This window comes from Thioalbus denitrificans, from assembly GCF_003337735.1.
GTDB lineage: Bacteria > Pseudomonadota > Gammaproteobacteria > DSM-26407 > DSM-26407 > Thioalbus > Thioalbus denitrificans.
The window spans coordinates 375,706-395,696 of the sequence record NZ_QPJY01000002.1; the positions used below are offsets into that span (position 1 = coordinate 375,706).

Annotated in this window: 21 protein-coding genes; 11 read left to right on the top strand and 10 right to left on the bottom strand. The window is 67.8% G+C overall.

All coding sequences use genetic code 11. The features are described 5' to 3' along the window. Positions 1-20: 20 nt before the first annotated feature. Genes DFQ59_RS06185 through rsxA form a run of 6 tightly spaced genes read right to left on the bottom strand, consistent with a single transcriptional unit; the run spans position 21 to position 5,136 of the window. Complete coding sequence (locus tag DFQ59_RS06185) at positions 21-704, bottom strand: electron transport complex subunit E (RefSeq protein ID WP_114278810.1); 684 nt, start codon at positions 702-704, stop codon at positions 21-23. A gap of 43 nt (positions 705-747) precedes the next feature. After that, positions 748-1,389 (bottom strand): electron transport complex subunit RsxG, encoded by a 642-nt coding sequence (rsxG, locus tag DFQ59_RS06190; RefSeq protein WP_114278811.1) that lies wholly within the window; start codon positions 1,387-1,389, stop codon positions 748-750. After that, positions 1,382-2,476, bottom strand: a complete 1,095-nt coding sequence (locus DFQ59_RS06195) for an RnfABCDGE type electron transport complex subunit D (RefSeq protein WP_114278812.1) — start codon at positions 2,474-2,476, stop codon at positions 1,382-1,384. The genes rsxG and DFQ59_RS06195 overlap by 8 nt, the downstream gene beginning before the upstream one ends. Further along, the gene (gene rsxC / locus DFQ59_RS06200) at positions 2,473-3,939 is read right to left on the bottom strand and encodes an electron transport complex subunit RsxC (protein WP_114278813.1); all 1,467 of its coding nucleotides are present in this window, start codon (positions 3,937-3,939) and stop codon (positions 2,473-2,475) included. Before rsxC ends, DFQ59_RS06195 begins: the two co-directional genes overlap by 4 nt. A gap of 28 nt (positions 3,940-3,967) precedes the next feature. After that, positions 3,968-4,501 carry an RnfABCDGE type electron transport complex subunit B gene (locus DFQ59_RS06205; RefSeq protein WP_114278814.1) on the bottom strand — a complete coding sequence of 178 codons (534 nt, stop codon included), beginning with the start codon at positions 4,499-4,501 and terminating at the stop codon, positions 3,968-3,970. Between the two features lie 53 nt (positions 4,502-4,554). Further along, complete coding sequence (rsxA, locus tag DFQ59_RS06210; RefSeq protein ID WP_114279200.1) at positions 4,555-5,136, bottom strand: electron transport complex subunit RsxA; 582 nt, start codon at positions 5,134-5,136, stop codon at positions 4,555-4,557. A gap of 314 nt (positions 5,137-5,450) precedes the next feature. Here rsxA and nifL point away from each other — a divergent pair, with 314 nt between their 5' ends. From nifL to draG, 8 genes are all read left to right on the top strand, one after another. Beyond that, entirely contained in the window at positions 5,451-7,076 is a 1,626-nt protein-coding gene (gene nifL / locus DFQ59_RS06215; protein WP_114278815.1) for a nitrogen fixation negative regulator NifL, read from the top strand. Positions 7,077-7,112: 36 nt separating this feature from the next. After that, a complete protein-coding gene (gene nifA / locus DFQ59_RS06220) occupies positions 7,113-8,669 on the top strand; it encodes a nif-specific transcriptional activator NifA (protein ID WP_114278816.1) in 1,557 nt (518 codons plus the stop codon). A gap of 238 nt (positions 8,670-8,907) precedes the next feature. Then, positions 8,908-10,413 carry a nitrogenase cofactor biosynthesis protein NifB gene (gene nifB, locus DFQ59_RS06225; protein WP_114278817.1) on the top strand — a complete coding sequence of 502 codons (1,506 nt, stop codon included), beginning with the start codon at positions 8,908-8,910 and terminating at the stop codon, positions 10,411-10,413. Between the two features lie 11 nt (positions 10,414-10,424). After that, positions 10,425-10,703 carry a 4Fe-4S binding protein gene (locus DFQ59_RS06230; RefSeq protein ID WP_114278818.1) on the top strand — a complete coding sequence of 93 codons (279 nt, stop codon included), beginning with the start codon at positions 10,425-10,427 and terminating at the stop codon, positions 10,701-10,703. A 14-nt stretch (positions 10,704-10,717) separates the two neighbouring features. Then, positions 10,718-10,957, top strand: a complete 240-nt coding sequence (locus DFQ59_RS06235) for a hypothetical protein (RefSeq protein ID WP_114278819.1) — start codon at positions 10,718-10,720, stop codon at positions 10,955-10,957. A 1-nt stretch (position 10,958) separates the two neighbouring features. Continuing rightward, on the top strand, positions 10,959-11,384 hold the full coding sequence (locus tag DFQ59_RS06240; protein ID WP_114278820.1) for an ArsC/Spx/MgsR family protein: 426 nt from the start codon (positions 10,959-10,961) through the stop codon (positions 11,382-11,384). Between the two features lie 49 nt (positions 11,385-11,433). Next, complete coding sequence (locus DFQ59_RS06245; RefSeq protein ID WP_114278821.1) at positions 11,434-12,012, top strand: nitrogen fixation protein NifQ; 579 nt, start codon at positions 11,434-11,436, stop codon at positions 12,010-12,012. Positions 12,013-12,014: 2 nt separating this feature from the next. Beyond that, positions 12,015-12,995, top strand: coding sequence for an ADP-ribosyl-[dinitrogen reductase] hydrolase (gene draG, locus DFQ59_RS06250; protein ID WP_425451000.1), 981 nt, complete (start codon positions 12,015-12,017; stop codon positions 12,993-12,995). Positions 12,996-13,076: 81 nt separating this feature from the next. On the opposite strand, the gene DFQ59_RS06255 is transcribed toward draG, so the two are convergent. The 4 genes from DFQ59_RS06255 to DFQ59_RS06270 form a co-directional block, all read right to left on the bottom strand. Continuing rightward, positions 13,077-13,487 (bottom strand): bacteriohemerythrin, encoded by a 411-nt coding sequence (locus DFQ59_RS06255; protein ID WP_114278823.1) that lies wholly within the window; start codon positions 13,485-13,487, stop codon positions 13,077-13,079. Further along, positions 13,484-13,726, bottom strand: a complete 243-nt coding sequence (locus DFQ59_RS06260) for a hypothetical protein (protein ID WP_114278824.1) — start codon at positions 13,724-13,726, stop codon at positions 13,484-13,486. Before DFQ59_RS06260 ends, DFQ59_RS06255 begins: the two co-directional genes overlap by 4 nt. Then, entirely contained in the window at positions 13,723-14,580 is an 858-nt protein-coding gene (locus DFQ59_RS06265; RefSeq protein ID WP_245937203.1) for an SIR2 family protein, read from the bottom strand. Before DFQ59_RS06265 ends, DFQ59_RS06260 begins: the two co-directional genes overlap by 4 nt. A gap of 174 nt (positions 14,581-14,754) precedes the next feature. Then, positions 14,755-15,594: an NAD(+)--dinitrogen-reductase ADP-D-ribosyltransferase gene (locus tag DFQ59_RS06270; protein WP_114278825.1), complete on the bottom strand. Its 840-nt coding sequence runs from the start codon at positions 15,592-15,594 to the stop codon at positions 14,755-14,757. 182 nt (positions 15,595-15,776) lie between these two features. Here DFQ59_RS06270 and nifH point away from each other — a divergent pair, with 182 nt between their 5' ends. The 3 genes from nifH to nifK all read left to right on the top strand — a co-directional run bounded on the left by nifH (position 15,777) and on the right by nifK (position 19,921). Beyond that, on the top strand, positions 15,777-16,670 hold the full coding sequence (gene nifH / locus DFQ59_RS06275; protein ID WP_114278826.1) for a nitrogenase iron protein: 894 nt from the start codon (positions 15,777-15,779) through the stop codon (positions 16,668-16,670). 98 nt (positions 16,671-16,768) lie between these two features. Continuing rightward, positions 16,769-18,247: a nitrogenase molybdenum-iron protein alpha chain gene (gene nifD, locus DFQ59_RS06280; protein WP_114278827.1), complete on the top strand. Its 1,479-nt coding sequence runs from the start codon at positions 16,769-16,771 to the stop codon at positions 18,245-18,247. 102 nt (positions 18,248-18,349) lie between these two features. Continuing rightward, positions 18,350-19,921: a nitrogenase molybdenum-iron protein subunit beta gene (gene nifK / locus DFQ59_RS06285; RefSeq protein WP_114278828.1), complete on the top strand. Its 1,572-nt coding sequence runs from the start codon at positions 18,350-18,352 to the stop codon at positions 19,919-19,921. Positions 19,922-19,991: the final 70 nt, after the last annotated feature.

Consider the following 19,991-nt stretch of genomic DNA (forward strand, 5'->3'; position numbering starts at 1 on the left):
TTCATTGCCGCGCCGGGATCTCAGGCGCCGGCGCCGCTGAGCCCGGGATCGGCGGCGAGTGCGCGCCGTTCCGCCCGCCGCATCAGCACGCGCCGGCCGGCGAGCAGAAAGCCGAGCGCCAGGAACCCGCCCGGAGGCAGGATCATGAGCAGGAAGCCCTTGTAGTCGGGAATCAGGACCAGTTCCAGGAAGGCGAAACTGCTGCCGAGCAGCAGGTGGGCGTCGGCGAACAGGGTGCCGCTGCCCAGGATTTCGCGCACGCCGCCCAGCGCCACCATGGCCAGGGTGAAGCCGATCCCCATGGCCAGGCCGTCCGCCAGGGCGGGCACCATGGCGTTCTTGGAGGCGAAGGACTCGACCCGGCCGAGGATGGCGCAGTTCACCACGATGAGGGCGATGAACAGGCCGAGAACCTTGTGCAGGTCGTGCAGCCAGGCGTTGAGGAAGAGATCCACCAGGGTCACCAGGGTGGCGATGACCACCACGAAGACCGGGATCCGCACCTCCGGGCTCACCGCGTTGCGGAACGAGGCGACGATGACATTGGCCAGGGTGAGTACCGCCGTGGTGGCGAGCCCCATGCCCAGGCCGTTGGTGGCAGTCCCGGTGACCGCCAGGGCCGGGCAGAGGGCCAGCTGCTGGGCCAGCACCACGTTGTTGTCCCACAGTCCGTCGCGGGCGATGCGCTGGTAGGAAAGGGCCATTGGCTGCGTCTCCGTTGCTGTTGTCTGGGCCTGTGGCAGGGCGCTAGCGGGGCGGGGCGGCGCTGCCGGTGGCGTCGTTCAGTTCCCGGCGGTGGGCCCGGTAGAGCTCCAGCCCCCGCCGGATGCCCGCCACCACGGCCCGCGGCGTGATGGTGGCGCCGCTGAAGGAATCGAACACGCCGCCGTCCTTCTTCACGGCCCATTCGGCGGTTGCCGGGTTGTCCAGGGACAGACCGCTGAAGCCCAGGATCCAGTCGGATTTCTGCACCTCGATCCGGTCGCCGAGCCCCGGTGTCTCGGCGTGGGAAAGCACCCGCACCCCGAGGATGCTCCCGTCGGGCGCCACCCCCAGCAGCAGCACGATGTCGCCGGAGTAGCCCTGGGCGACCATGCGGTAGGCCACCGCGCTGACCGCGCCCTGCCGGCGGGCCCGGTAGAAACGGGTCACCTGCGCCCCGTCGCGGATATCGACCGTGTCCTCCAGCAGGTTGTTGTCGTGGATCGCCTCCGGCACCACCTGGGCGAGGGAGGCGCGCAGGTCCTCCGCCTCGCGCTGGGCGATGGGTTCGCGGGTGACCAGGTTGGCGCCCACCAGCAGTGCCGCGGCCAGGGTGGAGACCAGCCCCAGCAGCCCGGACTGGTAGGGAATGCGGCTGCGCCAGCCGCTGAGCACGGTCTCAGTCATGGCTCGCCCTCCCGGCGGCATCCGCCACCACCAGCGGCTCCCCGCGCCGGTCGCGGCCGTAGATGCGCGGGCGGAGGTAGTGATCGATGAGCGGCGTCATGCTGTTCATCAGCATCACCGCGAAGGCCATGCCCTCCGGGTAGCCGGCCCAGGTGCGGATGACGAAGACCAGCAGGCCGCAGCCGGCACCGTAGATGATCTGCCCCCGGCGGGTGACGGGGGAGGTGACCAGGTCGGTGGCGATGAAGAACGCCCCGAGGAGGGTGGCCCCCGCCAGCAGGTGGTGTCCGGCGCCGGCAAAGCGGTCCGGAGCCAGGCCATGGGCCACGGCGGCCAGCAGCGCCAGGGTGGCGAGCATGGCGACGGGGATGTGCCAGCTGATGACTCTCCGCACCAGGAGAAACAGGCCGCCGGCCAGGATCAGCAGCGCCGAGGTCTCGCCCAGGCTGCCGGCCACGCCGCCGAGGGCCAGGGCGCCGGCGCCCCAGGTGCCGGCCTGGGCGGCATCCAGGGCCACGCCCCGCCCCAGCTCGGTCTTCACGTGGCCGAGCACGGTGGCGCTGCTCACTGCGTCGAGGGACCCGCCGGAGCCGAAGGTGACATCCAGGGCGGCCAGCAGGCCGGGGCCCTGTCCGCTCCAGAGCGGCTGGGGCGCCACGAAGGTGGTCATCTCCAGCGGGAAGGAGATCAGCAGGGCGACGCGGGCCACCATGGCGGGGTTGAAGGGATTCTGGCCGATACCGCCGAACACCTGTTTGGCGGGGACGATGGCGATGATCGCGCCCGCCACGCCGATCCACCAGGGCGCCCAGGGCGGCAGGGTGAGCGCCAGCAGCCAGCCGGTGAGCAGCGCCGAGCCGTCGGTGACGAAGGGCATCACCGGGCGGCCGGCAATGCGCAGGCTGACGGCTTCCGCCACCAGGGCGCTCGCCACGGTGACCAGCAGCAGGTAGAGGGCCGGCCAGCCGAACAGCAGCACGCCGTAGACGGTGGCCGGCAGCAGGGCCGGCATCACCAGCACCATGGTGCGGCGAACGGTGTTGCCGGCATGGGCGTGGGGTCCGGGATGGGGTATCGGGTTCTTCATGCGCGGGCCTCCGCCTCTGCCTGTTTCCTGGCCGCCATTTCGGCCTTGCGCCGGGCCAGTGCCTCGCGCTTGGCCTGGGCCATGCGTTCCAGCCGCTCGCTCTTCTGGGCCGCGAGCCGCCTCGTCTCCTCCTGCTTGACCCGGGCGCGCTCACGCGCGGCCACCTCGCCCTTGGCGTGGTTGAAGTACTGCACCAGGGGGATGCGGGAGGGACAGACATAGGAGCAGGAGCCGCAGGCGATGCAGTCGGCCAGGCCGAAGCGGGCCGCGCCCTCGAGGTCGCCGGCCCGGATGTAGGCGGCCATCTCCAGGGGCACCAGTCCGCAGGGACAGGCCCCGACACAGCTCGCGCAACGGATGCAGGGCATCGCCCGCTCGCTGCGCACCTCGTCGGGGGTGAGGGCGAGAATGCCGTTGCAACCCTTCACCACCGGCACCCGGACCGAGGGAAGAACCTGGCCCATCATGGGGCCGCCGCTCAGCAGCCGCTCCGGCTCCGCCGTGGTGCCGCCGCAGAGCTTCAGCAGGTGCTCCACGGGTGTGCCCAGCAGGGTGCGCAGGTTGCGCGGTGTGCGCACCGCCCCGCCGGAAACCGTGACCACGCGCTCCAGCAGCGGTTTCCCGAAGCGTATGGCCTCGTGCACCGCGAAGGCCGTGGCGGCATTGTGCACCACCACGCCGATGTCGGCGGTGAGACCGCGGGCCGGGGTTTCCAGGCCGGTCAGCGCCTGTACGAGGTGCTTCTCCGAGCCCATGGGATAACGGGTGGGGACGCCCGCCACCGAGACCACCGGATCGCCCTGGCAGGCCATGCGCATGGCTTCCTGCGCCCGCGGCTTGTTGTCCTCGATGGCCACCAGTGCCCGCGTGACGCCGAGGGCATGGGCCATGATGCGGATACCGTCCACCACCTCGGCGGCCTGTTCCTGCATCAGCCGGTCATCGCAGGTGAGATAGGGCTCGCACTCGGCGCCGTTGATGACCAGCAGCCGCAGCCGGTAGCGTCGGCGCAGGTTCAGCTTCACCGCGGCGGGGAAGGTGGCGCCGCCCATGCCGACGATGCCCGCGGCCGCCACCCGGGCGGAGATGGCCTCCGGCTCCAGGGCGAAGGGATCGTCCACGCCCTCCAGCCCGATCCATTGATCCTTTCCGTCCGGCTCCAGGGTGATGGTACGGACCGGCAGACCCGAGGGGTGGGGCGCGGTGTAGCCGCCGATGCGGACGATGCGCCCGGAAGTGGGGGCGTGGACGGGGGCCGAAATCATCCCCTGGCTGTTGGCCAGCAACTGGCCTTTCAGCACCCGCTCGCCCATCCGGACCACCGGCTCGGCGGGAGCCCCGATGTGCTGCTGCAGCGGTATGCGCAGGAGCGCGGGCAACGGCACCGCCTCGATGGGGCGCTGCGCGGTGGCCTCCTTGCGCTCCTCGGGATGGACACCGCCGCGAATCCTGAACAGTTTCATGGCCGACACCCCCGTCTCATCCGCCTGTTCATGCGCCCACCGGCACCGGCCTGGGCCAGTACCATGTCTGCAGCGTGGGACGGACCTCGTGCATCTCCACGCACTCCGTGGGACAGATATCGACGCACTTCCCGCAGCCGGTGCAGGCCTCGGTGAGAACGGCGTGGATCTGCCGCGACGCCCCCAGGATGGCGTCGGTGGGGCAGCGCTTGAAGCAGCGGGTGCAGCCCACGCACAGGGCCTCGTTGATGAAGGCCAGCATGGGCGCCCGGTCCTCCACCCCGGAGAGGTCGGCGCTCACGCCGAGCTTCGCCGCCAGGGCTTCGGCCAGCGCCCGGCCGCCCGGGGGGCAGACCGTGACCGGCGCGGCCCCGGAGGCCAGCGCCTCGGCGGCCGGCCCGCATCCGGGATAGCCGCACTGACCGCACTGGGAGCCCGGAAGCAGCGCCTCGATCTCCCCGGCCAGGGCATTGCCCTCCACCTTCAGGAAACGCGCCGCGGTGCCGAGCAGCAGGCCCAGCACCAGCCCCAGGGCCGAGAGACTGAAAATCGCGATCAACATGCCGTATCAACTCCTTCTGTGCAGGCCGGACCCGCCCGGCCGCCCACCCGTTCCTACTGCGTCGCCAGGCCGGAGAAGCCCATGAAGGCGAGGGACAGCAGGCCGGCCGCCACGAATCCTATGGGCGCGCCGGCGAAGGCCTCGGGCACCTCCGCCCGGGCGAGGCGCTCCCGCAGTCCGGCGAAGATCACCATCACCAGGGTGAAGCCCATGGCCGAACTGAAACCGTAGAGCACGCTCTCGGCGAAACCGTGGCCCTGCTGCACGTTGAGCAGGGCCACGCCGAGCACCGCGCAGTTGGTGGTGATGAGCGGCAGAAAGATGCCCAGCATCTGGTGCAGCACCGGCGAGACGCGCTTGACCACCATCTCCGTGAACTGCACCACCGCGGCTATCAGCAGAATGAAGGTGAGGATGCGCAGGAAACCCAGGTCGTAGGGCACCAGCACCAGCCGTTCCAGCAGCCAGCTCGCCACCGCCGCCATGGTCATCACGAAGGTGGTGGCCATGCCCATGCCGATGGCCGTGTCGATCTTGTTCGACACGCCCATGAACGGGCACAGGCCGAGAAACTTCACCAGCACCACGTTGTTCACCAGCGCCGTGCCGAGGATGAGCAGCAGGTAGTGCGTGATTCCGTCGGTCATGAATGAACCCTCCTGGCCTGGAAATGCATCTTGCATGCCAGCGGCCATCCCCCGGTCCCGGGCGCCATAACTGTGCGCGCCGCGAAGGATATGCCCGCTTCCGGCGCACACGTCCGGGTGTTGGGAAGCCGACAGCCCACCGGAGTAGGGCGGGGCAATGTTGCAAAGTCGACAGAGGCCCCTTGTGCGACAGCGGGTTGGCGCGGAAGCGCCGGCTCCGGCACCCATGCAACCCCATGCACGCGGATCCGGGCACAGTAGTTGCAGGGAAAGTGTGGTAATTGCCAAGAGGAAGTCAGGTGATGAAACGAGAGTCACCCCCTACCGACAACAGACGGCTGAGCGTTGCGCTGGACCGATTCCTGTCCTCACCGCCGGCGGGCACGCCGGCAGAGGTAATCGACACCCTCCGGGAGGCGCTCGATATCGGCCCGGTGCCTTTGCCGCCGCAGGTCTTCCTGCAGACCGTGGAGCAGTCCCCGGTGGCCATCTCCATCACGGACCCGCGCGCCAATATCATCTACGCCAACCCGGCTTTCGAGCGGGTCACCGGCTACAGCGCCGACGAGGTGATCGGCATGAACGAGTCGATCCTCTCCAACCGGGCCACGCCGCGGGATGTCTACGACGCCCTGTGGACCAGCCTCATGTCCCTGCAGGCCTGGTCCGGGACGCTGGTGAACCGGCGCAAGGATGGAACGCCCTACCTGGCGGAGCTCACCATCGCCCCGGTCGTGGACCGGTCCGGCCATATCGATTACTTCGTGGGCATCCACCGCGACGTGACCGAACTCCATCGCCTGGAGCTCCGGGTGCACAACCAGAAGGCGCTCATCGAGTCGGTGGTGGATGCCGCCCCGATGGCCATCGCACTGCTTGCGACGGATGGTTCGGTGGTGCGGGTCAACGAGGCCTACAAGCGGCTACTGGGAGACATGCACGGCCTCGAGCCGGCACTGAAACTGCTGGCGGCGGTCCCGGACTTCACGCCGGAGACACTGGCCCGGCAGGCGGCACAGCGGACGGGCTTCACGGACGTGGCGGTGGAATACGACCCGGGCCAGGGTGGCGCGCCGCGCTGGTTCTCCTGCTCCGGCACCTGGGTCGGCGAGCTGGATCTGCAGGTGGACAGCTACTTCGAGACCCGCACCGAGCAGTTCCTGCTCTTCGTCGCCACGGAGATAACCGAGCTCAAGCGCCAGCAGGAACAGACACGGATGAACGCCGTACGGGCCCTGATGGCGGAACGGCAGCTGGCGCAGGGCATCCGCGAGACGCTCTCCGGCGCCCTGTTCAAGCTGCAGGGTCCGATTAACGTGGCCACTGCGGCCGCGGCGATGCTGGAGCGGCGGGGCGAGGAGTTCGCATCGGTACGGGCGCTGCTCAACGAACTGCGCAGCACCGGCGAGGAGGCCCTGGAGACGCTGCGGGCGGCACAGCCGGCGGAACAGCCGGAGCCCCGCATCCCGGTCAGCATCAACCAGATCATCCGTGATGTGCTCTCCATCAGCACCGAGCGGCTGCTGGCAAACGGCATCCTGGTGGACTGGCACCCGACGCCGGTCCTGCCCCGGGTCCTCGGCGCCGAACAGCCCCTGCGCACCCTGTTCAGGCAGCTCATCGACAACGCCATCGATGCCATGGCCGAACCCGACGCCCGCGGCAGCGAACTGACCATCACCACCACCAGCCGGGGCGATGCCGTGGAGGTCCTGATCGACGACTCCGGCCCCGGGGTGGCGCCGGAGCTGCGCCTGCGGGTCTTTGACCCCTTCTTCAGTGCCTGGCACGCATCGGGCGGCCACGTGGGAATGGGCCTGGTGCTCGCCCAGGACGCCGCGGCCCGGCATGGCGGCAGCATCGAGTTCGACCCCGGCTTCCAGAGCGGATGCCGGGTCCGGGTGTCACTGCCCCTCGGGCAGGAATGATAGACGTATAGACGAAGCAGAGGTCAACAGGGAAACATGACCGATTTCAACACCCCCAAGGACACCTCGCTGTTCCGACTGATCGCGGATCAGCTGGAGGCTCTCTACGCCGTCAGCAGGGTGCTCAGCCAGTCGCTGAATGTCCATGAAACGCTGCTGGAGGTGCTCAAGGTCCTGGATGAACAGGGCGGACTCTCCGGTGGGATGATCGCGCTGGAGGAGGAGGAGACCGGTGAGCTGCTGGTCAGCCACACCCGCGGCGACCAGGCACGCTGGGATCGACCCGTGCGCTACGGACGCGGCGAAGGACTGGTGGGCACCATCCTGGCGGAGGATCAGCCGGTGGTGGTGCGGCGGCTGGCCGACGAGCCGCGTTTTCTCGATCGGCTGGGAATCTACCAGGCGGGACTGCCGTTCGTGGGCGTTCCCATCCGCACCGGGGTCCAGGACACCGTGGGCGTCCTCACCGCCCAGCCGCCCTCCACCGATTTCCTCCCGGAGCAGGTCCGGTTCCTGGAGATGGTCTCCAACCTGATTGCGCGCATCGTGCTGCTCTCCCGCGAAGTGGAGAGCGAGCGCCGCCAGCTGGAGGAGGAGCGGGACAAGCTGCGCCGGACGGTGCGCGGCAATCACGGCTTCGAGAATATCGTCGGCCATACCGACATCATCCGCCGGGTCTTCGATCAGGTGCGCCAGGTGGCCAAGTGGAACACCACCGTGCTCATCCGCGGCGAGTCCGGAACCGGCAAGGAGCTGGTGGCCAACGCCATCCACTACAACTCCCCCCGCTCCAGCGGCCCCTTCGTCAAGCTCAACTGCGCCGCCCTGCCGGACAACCTGCTGGAGAGCGAGCTGTTCGGCCACGAGAAGGGGGCGTTCACCGGCGCGGTGGCCCAGCGCAAGGGACGCTTCGAGCAGGCCGACGGCGGCACCATCTTTCTCGACGAGATCGGCGAAATCTCCGCCGCGTTCCAGGCCAAGCTCCTGCGTGTGCTGCAGGAGGGCGAGTTCGAGCGGGTGGGCGGCACCCGCACCCACAAGGTGGACGTGCGGGTCATCGCCGCCACCAACCGCGATCTCGAGCGGGAGGTGGAGGAGGGCGTCTTCCGCGAGGATCTCTACTACCGCCTGAATGTCATGCCCATCCGCATGCCGGCGCTCAGGGAGCGCATCGAGGACATCCCCGAGCTCTCCTCCTTCCTGGTGGAGAAGATCGCGCGCATCCAGGGCCGCCCGCTGGAGATAACCGACAGCGCCGTGCGCCTGCTGATGCGCCACCGCTGGCCGGGCAACGTGCGGGAACTGGAGAACTGCCTCGAGCGTGCCGCCGTGATGTGCGAGGGGAGCAAGATCGATCGCGACGCCATCGTCGTGGCCGGCCTGAGCGAGCACAGCCTCGAGGCACCCCCTGCCGCCGACACCACTCACAAGGTCGATTTCAACGACCCCGACCTGGACGAACGGGAACGGGTCATCGCCGCCCTGGAGGAGGCCGGCTGGGTGCAGGCCAAGGCCGCCCGCCTGCTGGGCATGACCCCACGCCAGATCGCCTACCGCATCCAGACCCTCAACATCCGCCTCCGGCAGATCTGATTCCGGGCTTCGGGACGCACCGGCGACGTGTGCCGCCGCCGTCCCGGGGCCCGCCCCGGATACCTGTCAGTTACCCGACAAGAAAGGTTCCGGCCGCTGTCGGATTCCCTACGCCGATCCGCGCGGACGCACTGCGCGTGAATTCTATCCTGCTGATATTCCACTCTTTTGAAGAGTCGGCACGGTATCTGCTTCGGGATCCGCAGGAAAATGTCCACAGTGTATCCGGAGGTGGCCAATGGAGTTGAAGGTCTTGGGGCAGGAGAGCTTGCCGAACGCCGCCGGGGGATGTGCCTCCAGTGGCTGCGGCGGCAGTACCGATCAGCTGGCGCACCTGCCGGAGCACATCCGCGCGAAGGTGCACAACCACCCCTGCTACTCGGAGGAGGCGCACCACCATTACGCGCGCATGCACGTGGCGGTGGCGCCCGCCTGCAACATCCAGTGCCACTACTGCAACCGCAAGTACGACTGCGCCAACGAGTCGCGCCCGGGCGTGGTTTCCGAGCTACTCACCCCCGAGCACGCGGTGAAGAAGGTGCTGGCGGTGGCCGCCAACATCCCGCAGATGACGGTGCTCGGCATCGCCGGCCCCGGCGACCCGCTGGCCAACCCCGAGCGCACCTTCGCCACCTTCCGCGCCCTCACCGAGCAGGCGCCGGACATCAAGCTGTGCGTCTCCACCAACGGCCTGGCGCTGCCGGAGCAGGTGGAGGAGCTGTGCAAGCACAACATCGACCACGTGACCATCACCATCAACTGCGTGGACCCGGAGGTGGGCGCCAAGATCTATCCGTGGATCTTCTGGAACAACCGCCGCATCAAGGGCAGGCGCGGCGCCAGGATCCTCATCGAGCAGCAGCAGAAGGGGCTGGAGATGCTCACCGAGCGGGGCATCCTGGTGAAGGTCAACTCGGTGCTGATCCCGGGCGTCAACGACGAGCACCTGAAGGAGGTCTCGAAGGTGGTGAAGGCCAGGGGCGCCTTCCTGCACAACGTCATGCCGCTCATCGCCGAGGCCGAGCACGGCACCTTCTACGGTGTCATGGGCCAGCGCGGCCCCACCCACGACGAGCTGCAGGCGCTGCAGGACGAGTGCGCCGGCGACATGGCCATGATGCGCCACTGCCGCCAGTGCCGCGCCGACGCGGTGGGCATGCTGGGCGAGGACCGCGGTGCCGAGTTCACCCTCGACCGGATCGAGGAGATGGAGATCGACTACGCCGCCGCCATGGAGCAGCGCAAGGCGGTACACGCCGCCATCGAGGCCAACCGCGAGGCGCAGCGCAGGAAGAGCGGCGAGTCCTTCGTGTCGCTCGCCTCGCTGATGCCGAAGAAGAAGGAGCTGCGGCCGGTGCTGATGGCGGTGGCCACCACCGGCGGCGGGGTCATCAACCAGCACTTCGGCCACGCCCGCGAGTTCCTGGTCTACGAGGCGAGCGCCCAGGACGTGCGCTTCATCGGCCACCGCAAGGTGGACCTCTACTGCAGCGGCGGCGACACCTGCGGCGATGCCGAAACCGCCCTGCAGAAGACCATCCGCATCCTCGGCGGCTGCGAGGTGGTGCTCTGCTCCAAGATCGGCTACGAGCCCTGGGGTGAGCTGGAGGAGGCGGGTATCGCCCCCAACGGCGAGCACGCCATGGAGCCCATCGAGGAGGCCGTCGCCATCGTCTACCGCGAGATGGCCGAGGCCGGGCTTCTGGAACGGCCGGTGGAACAGCCCACCCGCGCCAGCGCCTGAGGGACGAGGTCATGGCACTGAAGATCATCGAAAGCTGCGTCAACTGCTGGGCCTGCGAGCCGCTCTGCCCGAGCCAGGCCATCTTCGAGGCACACCCGCACTTCCTCATCGATGCGCGCAAGTGCACCGAGTGCGAGGGGGACTTTTCCGACCCCCAGTGCGCCAGCATCTGCCCCATCGAGGGCGCCATCCTGGACGCCGCGGGCCTGGCGCTGAACCCGCCCGGATCGCTCACCGGCATCCCGCCGTCACGGCTGGCGGAGGCGATGGTGGAAATCCAGGCCCGCTGAGGAGGATCACCGTCATGGCCACGCTCACCATCCCCTGTAACCCCGATCACAGCGCCTCCCGGGCCCGGCGGCTGGCTGAGACCCTGCACCAGGGCATAGGACGGCTGCGCCGGGAGCTGCGGGCACGGCTGGCCGGTCAGCGCAGCCTCACCCTGAGCTACCGCCACCATCCGGCCGCCCACCACGTGCCGCTGCGGGTGTGGCGGCGCCAGGGGGCGCTGCTGGCGGCCATGCACGAACTGCGGCGGGGCTGACATGGCCCGGGTGCTGTTCTTCGAAAAGCCCGGTTGCATCGGCAACGGGGAGCAGAAGCGGCTGTTGCGCGCCGCCGGCCACCAGCTCGAGGTGCGCAGCCTCCTGGCCGAGCCGTGGAGCGCGGAGGAGTTGCGCCGCTATTTCGGAACACTGCCGGTGAGCGACTGGTTCAATCGCACCGCGCCCGGGGTCAAGTCGGGCACGGTGGTGCCTGAGCGCCTCAGCGAGACGGAGGCGCTCAGGCTGATGCTGGCCGATCCGCTGCTGGTGCGCCGCCCGCTCATGCGGGTGGGCGAGGAGCGGCGCGCGGGCTTCGACCCGGCCGGGGTGGACGCCTGGATTGGCCTGACCCCTGCGGCCCTCGGCCGCGACCTGGAGATCTGCCCGAGCACGGGCGGGGAGCCCTGCGACGAGACGCCCGCCTGAGGTCCGGCGCGCCCCGGAGGGCGGCGCCGCAGCCGCTGGAGTGACGACGATGACTACCCCGAGCCCGAACCTGGCCCAAGAAACACCCCTGGAATTGCGCGAACGCCTGCTGGCCCACGCCGGCGGCGATCCCAACGATGGCCCGATGGCCTCCATCCTTTCCACCTGGTTCACCGGCGGCGGCGCGCTCCCGGCGTGGCTGGGCCTCGACCCGGGCGCCTTCCACCAGCTGCTGGCCCACCACTTCCCGGGTCTCGGGACACCCGCTCCCCCGCCACACCCTGAAATCGATCGGGAACGCACCGGGGAGTACGAGGAACTGTTCACCCTGCTGCTGCGGGACCGGGCCGGGCATACCCCCTCGGAGACCTGGATGGCCGGTATCGTGGCCGCCGGTTGCCTGGCCAGCGACCACCTGTGGCAGGACCTGGGGCTGTGGAACCGCGGCGAGTTGAGCGCGCTGATGGCGCATAACTTCCCGGACCTGGCGGGGCGCAACGTAGAGGACATGAAATGGAAGAAGTTCCTCTACAAGCAACTGTGCGCGGCGGAAGGCATCTACACCTGCCGTGCCCCTTCCTGCGAGGTGTGTGCGGACTACACCCACTGCTTCGGTCCGGAAGAGTGAGGGTGGGCGATGGGGCCGGCCCCACGAACCGCTCCGGCTCACGGCATCCACAGCGGCCCCCGGCTGCGATCCCGGAGCTGCGGCGACGGGCGGTGGGCGCCTACCTGGGGTTGGCGGTGGGCGATGCTCTCGGCGCCACGGTGGAGTTCATGACTCCCGGCGAGATCCGGGAGCAGTACGGCACCCACCGCCAGATCCTCGGCGGCGGCTGGCTCCGCCTCAGGCGCGGCCAGGTCACCGACGACACCGAGATGAGCCTGGCGCTCGGCGAGGTCTACCTGCGCCATAACGCCTTCCCGCCGGGTGCGGTGGCGGAAGCCTTCAGCGAATGGATGCGCGGCAAGCCGGTGGACATCGGCCACACGGTGCGCCGGGGCATCATCCGCTTCCGCACCGAGGGCCTGTGCCAGGTCCCGGAGAACGAGATGGACGCCGGCAACGGCGCGGCCATGCGCTGCCTGCCGGTGGCCCTGGCGCTCCTGGGGGCCTCCCCCGAAGCGGTGTGGTCGGCAAGCCGTGCCCAGGCCCACACCACCCATCACAACCCCCTCTCCGACGCCGGCACCGAGTGCGTGGTGGAGCTGGTGCAGGGCGCCATCCAGGGCGCCGGCCTGCCGTGGATGGCCGAACGGGTGGCCCGGCTCACCGCCGCCCATCCCGAGTTCCGCTATGACCGCAAACCCACCCTCAACCCCAGCGGCTACATCGTGGAGACCCTCCGGGTGGTGTTCCAGGCGCTGTTCGGCAACGACACCTTCGAAGCCGCGCTGGTCACCGCGGTCAACCGCGGCGGCGACGCCGACACCAGCGGCGCCATCCTCGGCATGATCGCCGGCGCGCTCTACGGGGAGGAGGGCATCCCCCGGCGCTGGCGCCAGGCCCTTCTGCCGGAAGTGCGGGAGGCCTGCGAAACCCAGGCGCTGCGGCTGCTGGCGGCCTCACCCCTCGGTCGTGCGGTGGAGGGGGAGAGAACCCGCGCATGATGATGCGGAGGTGGTTCGTGGAGAGTGTTCAGCTGCCGGTTGCCAAACACGTAGGATGCGGTGCGGCACGAACCACATCGATCAGGCTTCGGCGTCGCGGCTTCGTGTGGCCTTGAGGTGGGCCGCCAGGGCGCTGTCCATGGTGGTGGCGTGGAGGGAGAACCAGGCGGGGATCTGTTCGCGCAGGTAGGCGCGGGCCATGGCCGTCCGGCCACGGGCCACCTGGCGGGCGAAGCGGTGCAGGTCGCCCAGCACCCGCTGGTGGTCGGCCCGGTGCTCGGCGGTGGCGGGAAAGGCGCTGGCGGCCATGCGCGCCTCCTCGGCGGCGAAGTGCGCCTCGGTGTGGGCCAGGAGGCGGCCGAAGCCCGCCGCGAAGGCGGGCTTGTCGGCCTGTTCCAGCGCGTTCACCAGGTCCGCGAACTCCCGGTGCACCTGGTCCATGTCCTCCACCCCCAGGCGGTAGTGGCGATCCACTTCGGCGATGAGACTCACGCCGGCACCTTCTCCGCCTGCTCGAGGGCGTGGCGGTGCTTCCTGGCGGCCTTGCGGGCAATGTACTCGAAGAACTCCCCGGCGTTGTCGTACTGGTAGGCGAGGGCGGCCTCGGCCAGCTCGGCAGTGAGGCGCCGGGTGGTGGCGATCTCCCCGGCGCTGCGGCCGCAGGTGCGGCAGAAGACACCGTCGTCCTGGCAGGCGGTCCTGCCCAGGCAGGGGCGGAAGCTGCGGCTCATGCGGCGGCCACTCCCGCCGCGCCGGCGCACTCCAGCAAATCCGCCACGTCACTCTCCACCACCTCGATGCCGAGCCTTGCGCAGAAACGCCGCTCCTTGTCGGTGGGCGCGGGGATGAGTGCCCAGCCGGTGGGGCTGCCGGCGGAGTAGACGATGTCGGACATGACCATGCGCTCGGTGTCACGCTGCAGGCTCAGACCGAGGTAGAGGTACTGGCATCCCGTCCGCCGCTCCTTGAGGAAGGCCGGGATGGCAAAACCGCCCATGAGCTCGGTGATGTAGTCCACGTAGTCGGCATCGGAGGCGATGTAGGTGGGCTCCGGCAGGGGGCTGCCCATGGGCTTGAAGAGCACCGGCAGGGCGGCGTCGGCCTCCTGCTGGGTCACTTCGCGGTAGCCGCTGCCGTCGTGCTGGTGGATGGCGAAGCGGTAGTCGGTCCCGCCTGCCCGGGCGATGCCGCGCACCAGGAGGTGGGGGGTGGTGGCGTAGCTCTCCTGCAACTGGGTGTCGCGGTTGATGTCCACCACGTAGGCGGGCTTGAGTTCCGCCAGCCAGTCGTGCAGCGCCGCGCGGCTCCAGCCGCGATCGCCATAGGTCTCGGTGAGAAAACGGTTGACCGCCGCGCGTCCGCGCTTCAGCTCCACGTTCATGGCCGCCCGCGGGAACTCCCACATGAGCCGCGGCGCCATGGGCTGGCCGCCGTTCATGGCCAGGATCAGGCTGTCGCTGTCGGCCGGCATGGGGGCGCCGGTGTCACTGTGGACCACGTCGGCGAGCACGCCGGGGCCCAGGTAGGGAACCAGGCTGCCGCCCTGCAGGCGGTCGATCAGTTCATTCAGGTTCGGGGTAGGCACGGTCGCTTGTCCTCGGGTCGTTGGGAAGCTCCATCACCTTAACCAAGGCAAAAGGCTTGCCAGCCCGGCGCACACCATCAATCAATGGGTTGGGACAACCTGCAGACCCGAATGGGTCGAATCCTTGTCGTGAAAGCGACAAGAAGCTGTGGCCGCGTGCCTTAACCGACGAATTCAGTGGGTCGTAAGCGCCACTTCGTAAACCCCGCCGATGGCCACGTACTCCTCCTCGCCGCGCAGCCGTCCCGGCAGCAGCTGCGTGAAGAAGAAGATCTTCGCCAGCGGTACCGCCACGGTGAGGATGTAGTCGCCGAACTCGTCTGCGCGCTCCCGGACACGGGTGAATGAGTTGAGGTTGTTGAACAGCACCCGCAGACCTCCGTCACGCTGCCGCCCGAGCACTTCGTGCTCACCGACGCGGTTCACGCCACGGTAGAGAACAAGGTGGGTCTCTCCGGGATACCGCCGCGCCAGTTCGTACTGGCAATAGCTGTAGAGCAGGTCGAGCTGCGCCTCCAGGGCATTGGTCCCGTAGAGGCCGCGGCACATCTCTTCGAGAAAGGCGGCGTAGGCGTTATCCGCGTAGTCGCCCAGCGGTTCGCGGTGAAAACGCGGCAACAGGCCGAAGCGGGAGGTCACCCAGGCCTTGAGCACCGCGCCCTCCCGGCCATTGGCGTCGAAGGACCAGCCACGCACCTGGCGCAGGTAGTCGGCCCGGGTGCGCCCCTTGCCCCCCCGCCCCGACACGAAACCCGCCTCCTCGGGATGCTCAAGGCTGAAGTGGGCGGACATGTGGGCCATGAAGTGGGTGGCGCGGTGCCCGGCATCGTCGATGGTGTCGAGTTGCTCGAAAAAACGGTGGTGGAGCGCTGCGACGCCATCGAGAACCAGGGGCACGGGATGTCTCTGGTAGGTGAGGCTGCCGAGGATCACCGCCGGAAGGTTGCAGCGATTGAAGGGAACGCGGGCATAGGCGGGCACCGTGGGAACGTTGTCTGTCTTGTGGTCATCCATACAGTCGCCCGGGTTTTGTTGGTATTGCCACGTACATATTTTTCCCGCCATTCACAAATTTATCTTTGTCATACCTGGCCTTACGAATCTTTTCCGAATTTGGCACGGCGCTTGCTGAGTCAGGGTCGTCAGACATGACGACAGGCAGTATGCCCCAAACCCTGCGTACGAGGAGATAAATCATGGCATTGCGTCAGTGTGCAATCTACGGAAAGGGCGGTATCGGCAAATCCACCACGACCCAGAACCTGGTTTCGGCCCTCGCCGAAGCGGGCAAGAAGGTGATGATCGTGGGCTGCGACCCCAAGGCCGATTCCACTCGCCTCATTCTTCATGCCAAGGCCCAGGAGACCATCATGCACCTGGCCGCCGAGGCCGGTTCCGTGGAGGACCTGGAGCTGGAGGACGTGTTGAAGGCCGGTTACGCCGGCATCAAGTGCGTGGAGTCCGGCGGTCCCGAGCCGGGCGTGGGCTGCGCCGGCCGCGGTGTGATCACCGCCATCAACTTCCTGGAGGAAGAGGGCGCGTACGAAGAGGACCTGGACTTCGTCTTCTACGACGTGCTCGGCGACGTGGTGTGCGGCGGTTTCGCCATGCCCATCCGTGAGAACAAGGCCCAGGAGATCTACATCGTGGTCTCCGGCGAGATGATGGCCATGTATGCGGCCAACAACATCTCCAAGGGCATCGTGAAGTATGCCAGCTCCGGCGGCGTGCGCCTGGCCGGCCTCATCTGCAACAGCCGCAACACGGCCCGCGAGGACGAGCTCATCGAGGAGCTGGCCCGTCGCCTCGGCACCCAGATGATCCACTTCGTGCCCCGCGACAACGAGGTGCAGCGCGCCGAGATTCGCCGCATGACGGTCATCGAGTACAACCCGCAGGCCAAGCAGGCCGACGAGTACCGCGCTCTCGCCCGCAAGATCATCGACAACAAGATGTTCGTCGTTCCCACCCCGCTGACCATGGATGAGCTGGAGGAGGTGATGATGGACTTCGGCATCCTCGACGAAGAGGACGAGAGCATCGTCGGCAAGTCTGCCGCGGACGAGTTGGTTGCCGGGGCGACAGCCTGATCCAATGCGCCCCGGCCGTTGACCGGCCGGGGCGCACCCCGAATCGTTTCCAGCGTCCGGTGTCCACGGATGGGTGGCGCCGGCAGAGGAGAACCATCATGGCAGCAATGACGCGCGAAGAGACCGAAGCCCTTATCCAGGAGGTGCTCGAGGTCTATCCGGAAAAGGCCCGGAAGGACCGTGCCAAGCACCTCACGGTCAACGACCAGTCGGTCGAGCAGTCGAAGAAGTGCATCACCTCCAACCGCAAGTCCCTGCCGGGCGTGATGACCGTCCGCGGCTGCGCCTACGCCGGCTCCAAGGGCGTGGTGTGGGGTCCGGTGAAGGACATGATCCACATCTCCCACGGGCCGGTGGGCTGCGGTCAGTACTCCCGCGCCGGGCGCCGCAACTACTACGTGGGCGTCACCGGCATCAACACCTTCGGCACCATGAACTTCACCTCGGATTTCCAGGAGAAGGACATCGTGTTCGGCGGTGACAAGAAGCTGGACAAGCTCATCGACGAGATCGAGGGCCTGTTCCCGCTGAACAAGGGCATCTCGGTGCAGTCGGAGTGCCCCATCGGGCTCATCGGCGACGACATCGAGGCGGTCTCCAAGAAGAAGGGCGCGGAGATCAGCAAGCCGGTGGTGCCGGTACGCTGCGAGGGCTTCCGCGGCGTGTCCCAGTCGCTGGGTCACCACATCGCCAACGACGCCATCCGTGACTGGGTGCTGGGCAACCGCGACGACCAGGCCTTCGAGTCCACCCCCTACGATGTCACCATCATCGGCGACTACAACATCGGCGGCGACGCCTGGGCCTCCCGCACGCTGCTCGAGGAGATGGGGCTGCGTGTCATCGCCCAGTGGTCCGGCGACGGCACCCTGGCGGAGATGGAGAACACCCCGAAGGCGAAGCTGAACCTGCTCCACTGCTACCGCTCCATGAACTACATCTCCCGCCACATGGAGGAGAAGTACGGGATTCCGTGGATGGAGTACAACTTCTTCGGACCCACCAAGATCGCCGAGAGCCTGCGCAAGATCGCCGCGTTCTTCGACGACAGGATCAAGGAAGGTGCCGAGCGCGTCATCGAGAAGTACAAGGCCGAGTACGAGGCCGTGATTGCCAAGTACCGTCCGCGTCTCGAGGGCAAGCGGGTGATGCTGTACGTGGGCGGCCTGCGTCCCCGTCACGTGATCGGTGCCTACGAGGACCTGGGCATGGAGGTGGTGGGTACCGGCTACGAGTTCGCCCACAACGACGACTACGACCGCACCATCAAGGAGATGGGCAACGCCACCCTCATCTACGACGACGTCACCGGCTTCGAGTTCGAGGAGTTCGTCAAGAAGGTGAAGCCCGATCTCATCGGCTCCGGCATCAAGGAGAAGTACATCTTCCAGAAGATGGGCATCCCCTTCCGCCAGATGCACTCCTGGGACTACTCGGGTCCGTACCACGGCTACGACGGCTTCGCCATCTTCGCCCGCGACATGGACATGACCCTGAACAATCCCTGCTGGAGCAAGCTGAAAGCGCCCTGGCAGAAGGCCTCCGAGCAGGCCGAAGCCGCCGCCGCAAGCGCGTAACCGAGACGTGACCGATGCCGCGGGGCGCAGGCAGCGCCCCGCGGGACCGAATCAACTTTGACCCGTCAGTCCACAGATTGGTGGCACGGGTGGAGAGCAGCCATGAGCCAGAGTGTCGAGAACATCAAACCCAGCTACCCGCTGTTTCGTGCCGACGAATACAAGGAGACCCTCTCGAACAAGCAGAAGCTGTTCGAGGAGCGTCATCCCCAGGAGAAGATCGACGAGGTGTTCCAGTGGAGCACCACCGAGGAGTACCAGGAGCTCAACTTCAAGCGTGAGGCACTGACCGTCAACCCCGCCAAGGCGTGCCAGCCGCTCGGCGCGGTGCTGTGCGCCCTGGGCTTCGAGAAGACCCTGCCCTACGTGCACGGCTCCCAGGGTTGCGTGGCCTACTTCCGCAGCTACTTCAACCGTCACTTCAAGGAGCCGGTCTCCTGCGTCTCCGACTCCATGACCGAGGACGCGGCGGTGTTCGGCGGCCAGAAGAACATGTTCGACGGCCTCGCCAACGCCAAGGCGCTGTACAAGCCGGAGATGATCGCCGTCTCCACCACCTGCATGGCCGAGGTCATCGGTGACGACCTCAATGCCTTCATCGGCAACGCCAAGAAGGAAGGGCACATCGAGGAGGATTTCCCCACCCCCTTCGCCCATACGCCGAGCTTCGTGGGCTCCCACACCACCGGCTGGGACAACATGTTCGAGGGCACGATTCGCTACTTCACCCTCAACCACATGGAGGGCAAGGAGGTCGGCAGCAACGGCAAGATCAACCTGGTGCCGGGCTTCGAGACCTACCTGGGCAACTTCCGGGTCCTCCGCCGGATGATGGAGGAGATGGGCGTCGGCTACTCCCTGCTCTCCGATCCGAGCGAGGTGCTCGACACCCCCGCCGACGGCCAGTTCCGCATGTACGACGGCGGCACCGGCATCGATGAGGTGAAGGACGCCCCCAATGCCCACACCACCTTCCTGCTGCAGCCCTGGCAGCTGGTGAAGACCAAGAAGTACGTGGAGACCACCTGGAACCACGAGGTGCCCAAGCTCGGCGTCCCCATGGGCCTGGAGGCCACCGACGAGTTCCTGATGAAGGTCTCGGAGATCACCGGCAAGCCCATCCCGGCGTCGCTCACCAGGGAGCGCGGCCGCCTGGTGGACATGATGACCGACAGCCACGCCTGGCTGCACGGCAAGAAGTTCGCCCTCTACGGTGACGCCGACTTCCTGCTGGGCATGGTGAAGTTCCTGCTGGAGCTGGGCGCCGAGCCGACCCACATCCTCTGCTCCCACGCCAACAAGCGCTGGAAGAAGGCCGTGGAGGCACTGCTGGCTTCCTCGCCCTACGGCGCGAGCGGCAAGGTCTACATCGGCGCGGACCTGTGGCACCTGCGCTCGCTGATGTTCACCGACAAGCCGGACTTCCTCATCGGCAACAGCTACGGCAAGTTCATCCAGCGCGACACGCTGCACAAGGGCAAGGAGTTCGAGGTGCCGCTCATCCGCATCGGCTTCCCGATCTTCGACCGCCACCACCTGCACCGCATGACCACCTGGGGTTACGAGGGCGCCATGTATCTCCTGACCACCCTGGTCAACGCAGTGCTGGAGCGGCTCGACGAGGAGACCCGCGGCATGGGCACCACGGACTACAACTACGACCTGATCCGCTGACGCGAGCCCGGTCGGTGAGGGGTGAGGCGGTAGGCGTGAGGTTGTTCCTCACACCTTACCCCTCACGCCT

What these genes read in the sequence shown, in the direction of transcription:
- DFQ59_RS06185 (WP_114278810.1), bottom strand. Translation starts at nt 704, where the DNA reads ATGGCCCTTTCCTACCAGCGCATCGCCCGCGACGGACTGTGGGACAAC.
- rsxG (WP_114278811.1), bottom strand. Translation starts at nt 1,389, where the DNA reads ATGACTGAGACCGTGCTCAGCGGCTGGCGCAGCCGCATTCCCTACCAG.
- DFQ59_RS06195 (WP_114278812.1), bottom strand. Translation starts at nt 2,476, where the DNA reads ATGAAGAACCCGATACCCCATCCCGGACCCCACGCCCATGCCGGCAAC.
- rsxC (WP_114278813.1), bottom strand. Translation starts at nt 3,939, where the DNA reads ATGAAACTGTTCAGGATTCGCGGCGGTGTCCATCCCGAGGAGCGCAAG.
- DFQ59_RS06205 (WP_114278814.1), bottom strand. Translation starts at nt 4,501, where the DNA reads ATGTTGATCGCGATTTTCAGTCTCTCGGCCCTGGGGCTGGTGCTGGGC.
- nifL (WP_114278815.1), top strand. Translation starts at nt 5,451, where the DNA reads ATGAAACGAGAGTCACCCCCTACCGACAACAGACGGCTGAGCGTTGCG.
- nifA (WP_114278816.1), top strand. Translation starts at nt 7,113, where the DNA reads ATGACCGATTTCAACACCCCCAAGGACACCTCGCTGTTCCGACTGATC.
- nifB (WP_114278817.1), top strand. Translation starts at nt 8,908, where the DNA reads ATGGAGTTGAAGGTCTTGGGGCAGGAGAGCTTGCCGAACGCCGCCGGG.
- DFQ59_RS06230 (WP_114278818.1), top strand. Translation starts at nt 10,425, where the DNA reads ATGGCACTGAAGATCATCGAAAGCTGCGTCAACTGCTGGGCCTGCGAG.
- DFQ59_RS06235 (WP_114278819.1), top strand. Translation starts at nt 10,718, where the DNA reads ATGGCCACGCTCACCATCCCCTGTAACCCCGATCACAGCGCCTCCCGG.
- DFQ59_RS06240 (WP_114278820.1), top strand. Translation starts at nt 10,959, where the DNA reads ATGGCCCGGGTGCTGTTCTTCGAAAAGCCCGGTTGCATCGGCAACGGG.
- DFQ59_RS06245 (WP_114278821.1), top strand. Translation starts at nt 11,434, where the DNA reads ATGACTACCCCGAGCCCGAACCTGGCCCAAGAAACACCCCTGGAATTG.
- DFQ59_RS06260 (WP_114278824.1), bottom strand. Translation starts at nt 13,726, where the DNA reads ATGAGCCGCAGCTTCCGCCCCTGCCTGGGCAGGACCGCCTGCCAGGAC.
- DFQ59_RS06270 (WP_114278825.1), bottom strand. Translation starts at nt 15,594, where the DNA reads ATGGATGACCACAAGACAGACAACGTTCCCACGGTGCCCGCCTATGCC.
- nifH (WP_114278826.1), top strand. Translation starts at nt 15,777, where the DNA reads ATGGCATTGCGTCAGTGTGCAATCTACGGAAAGGGCGGTATCGGCAAA.
- nifD (WP_114278827.1), top strand. Translation starts at nt 16,769, where the DNA reads ATGGCAGCAATGACGCGCGAAGAGACCGAAGCCCTTATCCAGGAGGTG.
- nifK (WP_114278828.1), top strand. Translation starts at nt 18,350, where the DNA reads ATGAGCCAGAGTGTCGAGAACATCAAACCCAGCTACCCGCTGTTTCGT.